Raw genomic sequence first — 12703 nt, forward strand, 5'->3', positions numbered from 1 at the left:
TCATGAAACTAACAGTGAATATTAGAACAGGTATGCTGTCAGTACTGATACTATGTATCTGTGCCTGCAAGAAAAATTACCTTGACCGGAAACCCAGTGACCTGATTACGGAAGAAGAGGTGTTTAAGAATATTGAGAATGCAGAGCGTTTTGTAAATACCACGTATCAAAGTCTGCCTAATATGTTTCAGCCCTGGGGATGGCCGCTCAGCAGCGCTACAGATGAAACCAACCAGGCCATCGATAATTCGAGCGCTGATGCCGGAAGTTTTAATACCGGTTCTATGAGTCCCTCTAACTTTCCGCTTAGCGGGCAATGGAATGAATATTACGGGAAGATCCGCTCCTGTAACCTCTTTCTGAAGAATTATGATAAGGTGCCCAACGATCCTAATTACCCAGGCCGGCGATCCCGGCTGAAGGGAGAAATACTGGTACTGAGGGCTTTTTATTATTTCCAGCTGATCAGCCGCTGGGGAGATGTACCGTTGTTGCAGCAGGTGGAGAATCCGTTTGACAATCCGGATGGCATTTACTTTAAGCGTAACAGTATCACGGAAGTGATGGGTGCTGTTGTCAGGGACCTGGACGATGCCATGGCATTGCTGCCGCCAACATATGCAGAGCGGCCCAACAACTGGGGGCGGGCTTCGCGGGTAATAGCCCTGTCGCTGAAAGGCCGCGCCCTTTTGTATTATGCCAGTCCGTTGTATAATCCCGCCAACGACCAGCAACGCTGGACGCAGGCAGCTGCAGCGTGTAAGGCCGCGCTTGACTCTGCTCTCGTTAACGGCTATACGCTGTATGAAAACTATTCTGAGATTTTCACCCAGTATTTCAACAGGGAGGTGATCTGGAGCCGGCCGGCGCCGGGCGCTTACGGTGATGGAGGTATAGACCGGGAGATGAATCCGCGGGGCGCCAATGGTTATGGTAATGTAAACCCTATACAGGAGCTGGTAGATGATTATGAGATGGAGCGTACCGGGTTGCCGATTACAGATCCGGCTTCCGGTTATAATCCGCAGCAACCTTACAAAGACCGTGATCCGCGGTTTTATGCTACCATCCTGTTCCCTGGCAGTATGTGGAAAGGCCGGCCGCTGAACCCGAACGGGGAAGACGCTCCGCGTCCCGGGCAGCATGCTACCAACTACTGGCCCCGTAAATATCTGCTGGAGGGGGTGAACCTCTTTTCCAGTACCGGCGCTACCGATCGTAAGTGGGTATTGATACGGACTGCCGAGTTGTACCTCAACTATGCAGAAGCGCAGAATGAAGCCACCGGGCCCGGTGCAGAGGTATATAATGCACTCAATGCCATCAGGACCCGTGCCGGCATACCTGCCGTCAGCGGAGGTAACAGGGAAGCCCTGCGCGAACGTATCCGTCATGAAAGAAGGATAGAGCTGGCGCTGGAAGGGCATCGCTTCTGGGATGTACGGCGCTGGAAAGTAGCAGAGGTCACAGATAACCGCGAGATACACGGGGTTACCGTTACCGGCAGCGGTAATGTAACCTACAGTTATCCGGTTGTAGAGAAACGCGTATTCGATCCGAAACGCGCTTACTGGCTGCCCGTTCCGCAGGCGGAAATGGACAAGGTGAGCGGCCGTAATCCTGAGTTTGTTCAGAACCCGGGCTGGTGATAATGGCTTCATCTCATAAACAAAGACAACATGAAACACATCCGATATTATCTGTTACTGCTGACGAGCATACTGGCATTCAGCAGTTGCAAAAAAGAGAAAACGTTTGAACATGATTCTTCGTCGCCGGTGGTCATTGACAGGTTTACGCCGGCTACCGGCGGCGCCGGTACCGAAGTGCTGATATACGGCAGTAATTTCAGTCCGGATACCAGTCGTATAACCGTTACCGTGAACGGGGTGAGAGCTTATGTAGAGGGCGTTGTGGAAGATCGCTTGCTTATTGTGGTTCCCCGTAAAGCCGGTACCGGCAAGATCACCGTTACAATAGACGGGCAGGCAGGCATCAGTAAGGAAGATTTCGGTTATCAGACATCGTATGTGGTGAGTACGCTGGCCGGCAACGGCTCCGCCGGATATGCCGACGGAAAGGGGGCAGCGGCCGCCTTTAACTTCGGCAACCGCTGCGGGCTGGATATTGATGCCGACGGTAACCTCTATGTAGCCGAAGCGGAGAACCGGCGTATCCGCAAAGTAGCGCCCGACGGCACTGTTACCACATTGGCCGGCAGCGGCAAAAATGAGTACGCAGAAGGTAAAGGCACTGCAGCATCGTTTTACCTGCCGCTGGACGTAGTGGTGGATAAAGCCGGTAATGTCTTCACTTCTGATCCTGCTGCCTGGACCATCCGTAAAATCACGCCTGACGGCACCACCTCTCTGGTGGGCTGGATGGAAGCCTGGGGTATCGGCATTGACAAAAGAGATGGCACGCTCTATTACACAGATGCGCGCAGCAATGGGAGTGTTTTCAAAGTAAAGCCGGATGGAAGCGCGGAGCAGATTATAACCGGACTGTCCTATCCTTCAGATGTAACGGTAGACAGTAAAGGCAATCTTTTCGTGGTAGTAAATGGCAGCTCCGTCATTCAGGAATACAAATACGGTACCTGGGAGAAAGGGGTTACCATCGGGCAGGCGGGCGTCACCGGTCTGGTGAACGGTGCGGCCGGCACTGCCAGGTTTGAATATCCGTGGGCCATTGCAGCAGATGCCAATGACAATCTTTATGTTGCCGGCAATGGTACGTGGGACGGATCATCGGTGAATACCAACCAGTGCATCCGTCTTATTACAACCGGTACATGGCAGGTAAGTACCTATAGCGGTGGCAGTACGGCCGGCTTTGCAGATGGCGCCGGTGCAGCAGCCTTGTTTTATGCGCCTACCGGTATCACCATCGGGAAAGACGGCACCGCATATGTTGTAGACAGAAAGAATAATCGTATCAGAAAAGTAATCGCAGAATAACTATGGGAAAAAGATCTTTAAAATGGATGTTATTATGGGGAAGCATTATGGTTGCCCTGCAACTCAATGCACAGGATTTCCGCTCTTTTAAATGGCAGGAGCTGCCGGTAAGAGGATTGTTGCTGAGTGTGCCCCAGAAGCAGGACATACCGATGTTGTGTGACTTTATCAGGAAGGCATTGCCTAAAGAAGGCGTTAATACGCTGGCGCTGCGGATTGAATACTGGTACCAGTTTCAGTCGCACCCGGAACTGGCCGAACCGAATGCGATTTCCAAAGAAGGGTTATTGCAGATTGTACAGGCGTGCCGAGATGTCAATATCCGGTTTATTCCGACCATGAATCTGCTGGCGCATCAGAGCGAGCAGACAGAGATTGGTCCTTTGCTGAAGCATTATCCGCAGTTTGATGAATCGCCGGACTATAATCCGCCGGTGCCCTGGAAGAACGGAGGGATGTTTGATTTCTACAGCAAAAGTCTTTGTCCGGCGCATCCGGATTTACCCGGGATATTGTTTCCTCTTATGGACGAACTGATAGACGTATGCGGGGCCGATGCGTTGCATGTGGGACTGGATGAAGCATGGATTGTGGGTTATGATAAATGTCCCCGCTGCGGTGGCCGCGATAAATCCGACATATTAGCGGAATACATTAATATGCTGCATGCGCATCTGAAGCAGAAGGGCTGTGAGATGTGGATGTGGAGCGATCGTCTGATAGACGGCAAAACCACTAATCTGCTGGCCTGGCAGGCGAGTATGAATGATACGCACCGGGCGATAGACCGTATTCCGAAAGATATTGTGATCTGTGACTGGAAGTATGAAAGTGCCCCTCCTACTCCGGCTTATTTTGCGCTGAAAGGGTTTAATGTGCTGGCAAGCGCCTGTGCCAATACAGACGTGGCGCTGGCACAGCTGGATCAGATACTGGCTGGCCGGAAAGATGGCACCCGTGCAGAATTTGCTTTGCCGGTGGCACAGCGGATGAAAGGTGTTTTTGAAACGATGTGGATCAGTACCCGGGAATTTATCAATGCCTATTATGGCAAGGGCGAATTCCGGCCGGGAGCGAAAGATAATGCTGACACCTTTAAGGCGCTGTTTAAGGGTATACGGGATGCCGCGAAGCGGTAATGAATATCCTGATAAATAAAAGCGGGGCTGCTGAAGAGCGGCCCCGCTTTTATTTATCAGCCGTTCTGCGGTCTGAAGATGTCTGTTATTGTTTTAGGCGCCTGCAGGTGGAGTGTTTGTAATCCTACTGCCTTAGCGCCTTCTATATTGGGCAGGGTATCGTCAATAAATAGTGTTTCTGCTGCTTTCAGGCCGTTTTCATCCAGCACCATCTGGTAGGAAGCAGCATCGGGTTTCCGGTGCCCCATCAGGTGGGAGTAATAGGCTCTGTCGAAGAAGGTTGCGAGGGACGGGATTCCGCGGCTTTCCTGCAGAATTTTATGAAAGGCATCCAGGTGGATGGCGTTGGTGTTACTGAGCAGATACAGGCCGTAGTATTGTCTGAGTTGCTGGAGCAGTTGCAGGCGTTGCAGGGGGAAGTCCAGCAGCATGGCATTCCACGCGGTTGTGATCTGTTCCGGCGTTACGCCTGCGGGCACGTGTTGCTGCATTTCCTGCAGGAATTCTGCAGTGCTAACGTGTCCGGTTTCCAATCCGTTGAAGAGGTCAGAGCCATGAAACTGAGAATATAATTCGTCGAAATTAGTGACGCCCAGTTTCTGAAAAGCCTCGCTGGTAAGTTTATAATCGATGTTGAGGATAACGCCTCCGAGGTCGAAAATGATATTTTTAATGCCTTGCATACTCAATCTGTAATAGGTAATGACGTTGCAAAGAAAGGAGGTTTTTATTAAAGTAGAGGCGTTACCGTTTTATGTTAAAAAAAATTTAGGATAATTCGGGGAAATAATTAACTTTGCCGTCCCTTGAAAAGGGGAAATCAGTTCTTCGGAACAGGTCCTATAGCTCAGTTGGTTAGAGCACCTGACTCATAATCAGGGGGTCCCAGGATCATGCCCTGGTGGGACCACACTACACGAAAGGCTTTCAGCGGATTACGGCTGGAGGCCTTTCGTCTTTCTGCCATATTCCGGTATCCAACGAAATGAACAATAATTTATATATTATGTTGTGAATGGGAGCAAGAGATTTTTTAAACTACCTCTTCATTCCAGATGAAACGACTAAGGAAACTAGTAAATGTTTTGTATCATTCCTTGTATACTTCCAGAAAGATTCAGCAGACAGATATCCTGCTGCTGGGAAAACTGCTCGCCAGGCAGAATAAGCAATTACCTATCCTGCGTGATCTTGCTGAAGCTGAATTCAAGGTGTTTTCCCAATCGGGCGATGACGGTATTATTCAGTACCTCATTCATAAAATAGCTATTCCCAATAAGATATTTATAGAATTCGGTGTAGAAAACTATGTTGAATCCAATACCCGGTTTCTCCTCAAAAACGATAACTGGAGCGGGCTGCTGATCGATGGCGGCCAGAAAAGTATTGACTACATTAAATCAGACGATATTTATTACCAGCACAACCTGGAAGTGGTGCAGTCTTTTATCACCGCCGAAAATATCAATGACCTGATTACTGCGGGCGGTTTATCCGGTGAAATCGGTCTGTTGTCTATAGATATAGACGGTAATGATTACTGGATATGGAAGGCCATCCAGGCGGTACAACCCGTAATTGTGGTAGTTGAATATAACAGTGTTCTGGGAAAAGAGCGGGCGCTTACGGTACCCTATAAGGCGGATTTTATCAGGGAGCATGCCCATTACAGTCACCTTTACTTTGGCGCCTCCCTCAAGGCGTTATGTGTGCTGGCAGAAGAAAAGGGATATGCTTTTGTAGGCTCAAACTCCTATGGCAACAATGCCTATTTCGTCAGGAAAGAACATGTAGGAGAGCTGCAGGTATTTAGTGCAGAAGCAGGTTATGTGAAGTCCCATTTCCGGGAAAGCAGGGATAGAAAAGGGCAGTTAAACTATTTGTCCGGCGATGAAAGATATGCGTGTATAAAGGGGCTGCCGGTGTATAATGTGGAGAATAATGTTATGGAATCGCTGTAGGTATATCTGTGAAGCCGATCAGATGACCGGCTTCACGTAATTGGTGAGCTTACCTAGTATATCAGGCCGGAATGGGATAGTATTTTTTGCGGAGCCGGAAGGCAACATGTACCAGGGCAATTAATGCAGGTACTTCTACCAATGGCCCTATTACTCCGGCAAAGGCCTCACCACTGTTGATGCCAAATACCCCGATAGCAACTGCTATCGCCAGTTCAAAATTGTTGCCGGCAGCAGTAAACGCAATCGAGACGGTTTGCGGGTAATCGGCGCCCGTTTTCTTTCCGGCAATGAAGCTCATCACAAACATTAATGCAAAGTATATTGCCAGCGGCAATGCAATGCGTAAAACATCCAGTGGTAGCTCTATGATAAGTGCTCCTTTCAGACTAAACATTACCACGATGGTAAATAATAAAGCGACAAGTGTTACAGGAGAGATGAAAGGGATAAACTTCCGATGATACCAGTTTTCACCTTTAAGTGCAATCAGCGTGTACCTGCTGATTATACCGGCAGCGAAAGGAATACCCAGATAGATGCCGACGCTGGTTGTAATCTCTTTTACAGTAATGTTTACGTTGATGCCTTTGATACCAAAAAGCGGCGGCAGTACGGTAATGAATACATAAGCGTACAAACTATAAAGCAGTATCTGAAAAATACTGTTTAGCGCTACCAGTCCGGCTGCATATTCCCTGTTTCCCTCTGCCAGCTCATTCCATACAATTACCATAGCAATACATCGCGCAAGCCCGATCAGTATCAGTCCTGTCATGTATGCAGGATAATCTCTCAGGAACAGTACCGCCAATGTAAACATCAGTACAGGACCAATCACCCAGTTTAACACTAATGAAGTGGTCAGTATTTTCACATTGCGGAAGATTTTGCCAATTTGTTCGTAGCGTACTTTAGCCAATGGCGGGTACATCATCAGGATCAATCCGGCGGCCAGTGGTATATTGGTTGTTCCGCTGCCGTGGCTGTTTACAGACGTAACTGAGGCAGGTATAAAGTATCCCAGCGCCACCCCGGCAGCCATAGCCAGGAATATCCATAGTGTTAAGTATCTGTCTGAAAAGCCAAGCCGTTTCCTTTCCGCTGCAGGGTTGCAATTGTTCGCGCTCATATTATGCTATATTTTCCTGAATGAAGTTCCGGCTGTATTTTTTTATTTCTTCGCGTACTGCCTTGAATTGCTCCATAATTTCGGCTTCTGTACCGGTGGCTTTTGCCGGGTCCGGGAAGTTGTAATGAAACTTCCGGGCTCCCGAAGGAAAGAACGGACAACGTTCCTTTGCATTATCGCACACTGTAATTACAAAGTCGAAATCAATGGACCTGTACTCATCAATATTGTTTGATGTATGGTCAGCAATATCAATACCATCAGCCTGCATGGTTGCAATGGCTCGGGGATTTACGCCATGTGTTTCCACGCCGGCGCTGTAGACTTCAGCTTTATCTCCTGCAAAATGTTTCAGGTATCCTTCTGCCATCTGACTTCTGCAGCTATTGCCGGTACACAGGACCAGTATTTTTTTCATGGTGGTTGATTTATAAGTTTAACTGCAACAGCCGGGGGCGCAGCAACCTGCTTCGGCTGGTTTTGCAGCATAGACGGTTATGCTGTAAATTCCTGTTGGTGATGACCTGAAAGCTGCGATTTGTTCGGGTGACAGATAATTGCTGAGAATATCGTCAGGTATAATAATCGCTTTCTGTTGCTGAATAGTTACATCCGTAAATCCGGTAGTATTAATAAGGCCGAGGTATTCCTCTTTCTGAATGGCGCCAGATACGCAGCCCGCATACATTTCAGCCGCCTGCTGAATGCTGGCAGGCAGTTCTCCTTCCAGAACAATGTCAGAGATACTGAAGTGGCCTCCTGGTTTTAATACACGTAAAATTTCCTTGAATACACCTGCTTTATTAGGCACGAGGTTCAGCACGCAATTACTTACAATAACATCTGCAGTATTGGCTGTTACAGGTATTTGTTCAATATCTCCCTGACGGAATTCTACATTGTGAAATCCTGCTTTTTCAGCATTCCGGCGCGCCAGGTCAATCATGGCAGGAGTAAAGTCTATTCCGATTACCTTGCCTGTTTCGCCGGTTTCCGAGCGGGCTACAAAGGCATCGTTCCCTGCACCGCTGCCCAGGTCTATTACCACATCTCCCTTTTTTATGGCTGCAAATTGAGTGGGCAGGCCGCAGCCAAGACCTAAATCAGCATCTGAATTATATCCTTCCAGCTGCGTGTAGTCGTCGCTCATGATATTGTATACCTCAGTAGAACAGCAGCCGGAGCCGCAGCAGGAGGCCTGATTGGTAGCCTTATCCTGCATCGCTATCTCGCTGTACTTCTGCTTTACCAGATCTTTTATCTGTTGTTCCTTTTCCATAATTTTTGCTTTAAATGTATTATTGCAATATTGCGATGATTGAAGCCAAAAAATTTTAGCAGCACTTATTGCCTGCTAACGTTACATCCTTGAAGAAACTGTTGAATAATTCCCTGTACTGCTTCCACACGGCAGGATTGATACAGTAGCAAATACTCACCCCTTCAATTGTTCCCTGGATGATGCCTGCATTTTTTAATTCTTTCAGATGTTGGGAGGTAGTAGCCTGCGCAAGCCCCAACTCCTCTACTAAATCTCCGCATACACAGGCATTCTTTTTTACAAGATATTGCAGTATGGCAATACGTGCCGGATGAGCCAGCGCCTTTGCCATATTGGCTATATCATTTTGTTGCCTGGTAAACAACGTCGTCTTTGTTGCACCCATATGATCCTTATTATCGCAATATTACGATTGTTGTTGCAGATTCCAAAGTTTTATTTTTCACCTGCCTTCTCAGGATGTAACTACGATAATACTTCATCTCTCCTTTCAAACTAATTTCTCCGGTTGAAATTTTTGCTTTATATTTAATCATCATATCAATGCCCCGGATTTTTCCCATACCCTTTATTAAACCTCAATTTATCTGAGCAGACTGTTATAACCAACGGCATGTAGAATCGGGTTGCAGCAAGCATTCCCGGACATACCTGATTATTTAACTATTCCCCAAAACGTACACACATGACTTTCCGTAATCAGTTACTTTTAGCGGTATCCCTTATTACCACCTTTGGATGTAATGTGGTGAAAAAAAATGCAGACCTGAAAAATCTTAATGCAGCTGCAAATGAAGAATCCCTGACAATGGTTGGCTATCAGCCTATAGACCCTATTCAGGTGACGATAAAACATGAAACAGATAATAAAAGAAGAAGTGATACCATTAACCGGGAAGAGATGCTCGCCTTGTTCCCCAATGAGGCTACCAGGCTGGCTATCGGAGAAATAGGACAGAACGGTACCATTTCTTTCGGGCCTTTCAGTATTGCCAGAGCCGGAAAAAGTTATTCTATAATCCTTGACTACATTAAATATACGACGGCCAGTATGCCGGCCAGATATGGTGAAAATGAACAAGTGGGTGTATTGTCAGGAGATACCAGTATCATTAAACTCAAGCAGGAATTACTCACCAATTATGGTGTAGTGAATGGCGTAAAGATACGGAAGGTGAAAACGGCCGCGCTTGGGCCGCTTCATGACCGCGAAGTATCCAATCGTATCAAAGTACCGGTATATATGGGCGTTGGCCTGCGTATACAGGCATCTATTACTGTATTAAGCGACTCCATTAATTTAAGCTCCTTTTACTCGCTGGGCCTGGCCGCCTCGCAGAAAAAGCTGAACGGCACCATGATTATTCAGACACTCGGCATCAGCGGGGAAAACATATCCCCTTTGATGCCAATGCCGGATCAGATCAATGAAAGTACTATCCAGTCTGCCATGCAGGCGCTGGCTACTATCAAGTCAAAAATCTACGATGCGAAAGGCGTTATTATCAGTCCGCAGGTGATAGGGTTTAAATTATCATTTCCCATTGACGGGGCTAAAGACTTGCTGGAAGCCACTTTGCAGTCAGCGCCACCGGCACTGGGCGTTACAGCCACCGGTAAAATGATGGTGCTGGAAATGCCGGAACTACAACAATAATCAGCTCCCGGTCTCCGATTCCGCCTGCCGGAGACCGGGGAGCTACCTTACAAGGCACCTTCAGCCTTCCACGTTCCCGGTGTTCCGGAAGCTATGCAACGCCACCCTTTCTGGCTACCGGCAGCAGGTGCTTTATGGATTACCTGATCCCCGGCTTTCCAGACACCGGTTGAAGGGGCATTATCGGCGTACAGCACATAATTTCCCCACTGATTAATACCAGTTACAAATTTTTCAACATTCGTTATCTCAAACGGAGAAGTAACATTGGAGATGATATTGTCTGAAGCGATAAACAGTGGAACATTATTTACCATCACGCCGGAGCGTGTACTGTTGCGGATAATATTCTGCGATAACCGCAATGTGCCCATACCCAGGAACTGATAAAAGTTAAACTGGTTACCGCCATCCATTACATTTTCGCTGAAGGTAACGTTGGTGGCCGGTGTATAGGATAACAGGAAGGAGGCATCCTGCGTTACGATAGAAGACATCAGACATCTGGAGATGTTCAGTTCTCCCCGCTGTACACGGATATAGTATACTCCCCAGTTCTGTTTATCGCAGCTGAGGTAGCTGCTGCTTAAAGTCAGGCTGCCAACGGAGATGCCATTGGTGCCCCTTCCGATGGCAAACAGGTGTTTTTTTAAAGCCGGGAGACCATCTTTCAGCACAGTAGCCGATAAATCAGATATCTGTACCTGTTTGAGATGAAAGGCGCCGGCGCTTTGATCAATGTTGTATACAGCAGGTTGCACACCATCACCCGCAACGATGGCGGTAAGGTTATTCATTGCCAGCATGTCAAGCGTATTGCCCTCCCTGGCGGCAAGTACAGCTACCGCACAGTTGTCAATTAGATTTTCGAAAGAAACGTTATTCAGGGTGTAATAACCACCGCTTACTTCCGGGTAAAATTCCAGGCAGCTGCGGTAATTGCAAGACCTGAAAAAACAGTCGCTTATTTTAATGTTCCTGGACTGTAATAATGCGCCATTCAGGCATTTCACCTGGTGGTATTCGAAAAATTCTCCGTTGCTATGGGAATCAAGGGCGCCAACAGGATAAAAGACTGTGCCGGGCTTCTCCGGAGGAGGATTGACATTGTCAACCGTCACCGCAATATGTTTAATGTTTCTGCAGGGAAAGGTACCACCGGTGGCAATACCATGTCTTATTCCCTTATAGTAACCACCGTGTATAATAACATCCTGGCTGCTGTTAACAGCCAGCCCGTAATTGGTGCCGTTGGCGGGCAGATTATCGCAAATAGCAGTGCCATCTTCCACACGCGCGCCCAGGCATTCTGTCAAATCAAAAGCACGTTCATTAACCCCTGTAACCGTACAGTTTCTTAACAGTACGTTTCTGCCGTTTATTACACGCAATCCAAGGCGATATCCACCGCTGTTGCTGAATATCGTCAGGTTATTTATTTCTACCGCTACGGGCCTGATAACAGAAACGATCGTGTCAGCTGCCGGGTAGCTGTCGTAGATACCGCTGGTAATTCGGATACTGCCAGCCTGTGATTCAACTTCACATAGCTCTCCTTTAAAATGTTGTGAATTGAGTGGATTCCATAGTATTGTTTTGGTTTGCAGCCGGATAACATCTCCTCTCTGCACACTGCCGGCAAAATTAATTTCCTTGCTGCCAGGGTTCAGATCAGCCAGCAGCGGGCTGGAGCTGACAACGGTTCCCTTAAAAACCAATGCTGTATCGGTCGTAATATCACTGATGTCTATCACTGCATCTTTATCACAGTGAAGGATTATGTCATTACTCACTATAATAAGAGAAGTGAGTTTGTACCTGCCGGCAGGTATAAATGTGTTATAACGAAACGCCTGTGTCAGCGCGGTAGTATCATCAGCAATACCATTGCCACGGGCGCCGAACCATTTCACATTTACAGCTCGCCCGTCGTAAACTCTCTTCCAGCGTCCGTTGGCATTGTTAATATTTTTAATAATCGTACCGTTGTTATCAACAGAAACGGTATCTGTGGCATCCCAGGTAAAAACACCTCCGCCTCCGTCTCCGGGCAGACTGTGTTGCAGTACATGGCAGGCCTCCGTCAGTACCAGAGAGGTGGCAGTTCTTAAATCATTCAGCGTTACTACTGTCATCTTTTTCACTTTTAAGATTATCGAATGAACTCTTTCTGAAGATAACAAGGTACTACGCACAGGATATGCGTTTGGGTTAATTACGAATTACGAATTGCGAATTACGAATGAGGAGCGAAGATTTAAGCGGATAAAGAATATTATTTCGCTCATGTCTTCGCTTCTATTTACATCTCAAATAAGAAAATAAGAAAATAAAAAAATAAAAAGGCTGCAGCCTTTTTGCAGCTATATTTTTTTCAGATAAGATAGTACCATTGTCTTCATCATCCGACTCCCCTTCCGTGTAGCCCTTTCCTTTGTGGAAACAGAATCTGTAATTCAATTACATATCGAAAATCCTGAACAGAAAAACCTTACGATAGCTTAGCACATACCTGTCAGCAGAAGACGAAAATCCTATTAGACGAGCACTAGTATTTAATAACCATTATCAA

11 protein-coding genes and 1 tRNA gene are annotated in these 12703 nt (G+C 47.2%); 6 read left to right on the plus strand and 6 right to left on the minus strand.

The features are described 5' to 3' along the window. Positions 1–2: 2 nt before the first annotated feature. The 3 genes from GWG06_RS06825 to GWG06_RS06835 are packed head-to-tail and all read left to right on the plus strand — an operon-like array spanning position 3 to position 4099. Positions 3–1649 carry a RagB/SusD family nutrient uptake outer membrane protein gene (locus GWG06_RS06825; protein ID WP_160712181.1) on the plus strand — a complete coding sequence of 549 codons (1647 nt, stop codon included), beginning with the start codon at positions 3–5 and terminating at the stop codon, positions 1647–1649. Positions 1650–1679: 30 nt separating this feature from the next. Continuing rightward, positions 1680–2960: an IPT/TIG domain-containing protein gene (locus GWG06_RS06830; protein ID WP_160712611.1), complete on the plus strand. Its 1281-nt coding sequence runs from the start codon at positions 1680–1682 to the stop codon at positions 2958–2960. A 2-nt stretch (positions 2961–2962) separates the two neighbouring features. Further along, positions 2963–4099, plus strand: a complete 1137-nt coding sequence (locus tag GWG06_RS06835) for a family 20 glycosylhydrolase (RefSeq protein WP_160712183.1) — start codon at positions 2963–2965, stop codon at positions 4097–4099. 56 nt (positions 4100–4155) lie between these two features. Here the strand turns inward: GWG06_RS06835 and GWG06_RS06840 are convergent, their stop codons facing one another. Then, entirely contained in the window at positions 4156–4782 is a 627-nt protein-coding gene (locus tag GWG06_RS06840; RefSeq protein ID WP_127038339.1) for an HAD family hydrolase, read from the minus strand. A 153-nt stretch (positions 4783–4935) separates the two neighbouring features. Between GWG06_RS06840 and GWG06_RS06845 the strand changes: the two genes are divergently transcribed. Both GWG06_RS06845 and GWG06_RS06850 read left to right on the plus strand, forming a co-directional pair. Further along, positions 4936–5009: transfer RNA gene (locus GWG06_RS06845), tRNA-Ile, on the plus strand. Between the two features lie 175 nt (positions 5010–5184). After that, positions 5185–6060 (plus strand): hypothetical protein, encoded by an 876-nt coding sequence (locus GWG06_RS06850; protein WP_235938187.1) that lies wholly within the window; start codon positions 5185–5187, stop codon positions 6058–6060. Between the two features lie 61 nt (positions 6061–6121). Here the strand turns inward: GWG06_RS06850 and arsB are convergent, their stop codons facing one another. Genes arsB through GWG06_RS06870 form a run of 4 tightly spaced genes read right to left on the minus strand, consistent with a single transcriptional unit; the run spans position 6122 to position 8859 of the window. Then, positions 6122–7192, minus strand: coding sequence for an ACR3 family arsenite efflux transporter (arsB, locus tag GWG06_RS06855; RefSeq protein ID WP_160712187.1), 1071 nt, complete (start codon positions 7190–7192; stop codon positions 6122–6124). A 1-nt stretch (position 7193) separates the two neighbouring features. After that, complete coding sequence (locus GWG06_RS06860) at positions 7194–7610, minus strand: arsenate reductase ArsC (protein ID WP_160712189.1); 417 nt, start codon at positions 7608–7610, stop codon at positions 7194–7196. Positions 7611–7628: 18 nt separating this feature from the next. Further along, the gene (locus GWG06_RS06865) at positions 7629–8471 is read right to left on the minus strand and encodes an arsenite methyltransferase (RefSeq protein ID WP_160712191.1); all 843 of its coding nucleotides are present in this window, start codon (positions 8469–8471) and stop codon (positions 7629–7631) included. A gap of 55 nt (positions 8472–8526) precedes the next feature. Beyond that, on the minus strand, positions 8527–8859 hold the full coding sequence (locus GWG06_RS06870; RefSeq protein WP_160712193.1) for an ArsR/SmtB family transcription factor: 333 nt from the start codon (positions 8857–8859) through the stop codon (positions 8527–8529). A 300-nt stretch (positions 8860–9159) separates the two neighbouring features. Between GWG06_RS06870 and GWG06_RS06875 the strand changes: the two genes are divergently transcribed. Beyond that, a complete protein-coding gene (locus tag GWG06_RS06875; protein WP_160712195.1) occupies positions 9160–10131 on the plus strand; it encodes a hypothetical protein in 972 nt (323 codons plus the stop codon). A 47-nt stretch (positions 10132–10178) separates the two neighbouring features. Here the strand turns inward: GWG06_RS06875 and GWG06_RS06880 are convergent, their stop codons facing one another. Further along, positions 10179–12266: a phage tailspike polysaccharide lyase family protein gene (locus tag GWG06_RS06880; RefSeq protein ID WP_160712197.1), complete on the minus strand. Its 2088-nt coding sequence runs from the start codon at positions 12264–12266 to the stop codon at positions 10179–10181. Positions 12267–12703 lie beyond the last annotated feature (437 nt).

Origin of the sequence: Chitinophaga solisilvae (genome assembly GCF_009928525.1) — a bacterium.
In the GTDB taxonomy this organism is placed as follows: Bacteria; Bacteroidota; Bacteroidia; order Chitinophagales; family Chitinophagaceae; genus Chitinophaga; species Chitinophaga solisilvae.

Excerpts from the sequence above, each read along its gene's own strand:
- GWG06_RS06825 (WP_160712181.1), top strand. The coding sequence starts at position 3 with ATGAAACTAACAGTGAATATTAGAACAGGTATGCTGTCAGTACTGATA.
- GWG06_RS06830 (WP_160712611.1), top strand. The coding sequence starts at position 1,680 with ATGAAACACATCCGATATTATCTGTTACTGCTGACGAGCATACTGGCA.
- GWG06_RS06835 (WP_160712183.1), top strand. The coding sequence starts at position 2,963 with ATGGGAAAAAGATCTTTAAAATGGATGTTATTATGGGGAAGCATTATG.
- GWG06_RS06840 (WP_127038339.1), bottom strand. The coding sequence starts at position 4,782 with ATGCAAGGCATTAAAAATATCATTTTCGACCTCGGAGGCGTTATCCTC.
- arsB (WP_160712187.1), bottom strand. The coding sequence starts at position 7,192 with ATGAGCGCGAACAATTGCAACCCTGCAGCGGAAAGGAAACGGCTTGGC.
- GWG06_RS06860 (WP_160712189.1), bottom strand. The coding sequence starts at position 7,610 with ATGAAAAAAATACTGGTCCTGTGTACCGGCAATAGCTGCAGAAGTCAG.
- GWG06_RS06865 (WP_160712191.1), bottom strand. The coding sequence starts at position 8,471 with ATGGAAAAGGAACAACAGATAAAAGATCTGGTAAAGCAGAAGTACAGC.
- GWG06_RS06870 (WP_160712193.1), bottom strand. The coding sequence starts at position 8,859 with ATGGGTGCAACAAAGACGACGTTGTTTACCAGGCAACAAAATGATATA.
- GWG06_RS06875 (WP_160712195.1), top strand. The coding sequence starts at position 9,160 with ATGACTTTCCGTAATCAGTTACTTTTAGCGGTATCCCTTATTACCACC.
- GWG06_RS06880 (WP_160712197.1), bottom strand. The coding sequence starts at position 12,266 with ATGACAGTAGTAACGCTGAATGATTTAAGAACTGCCACCTCTCTGGTA.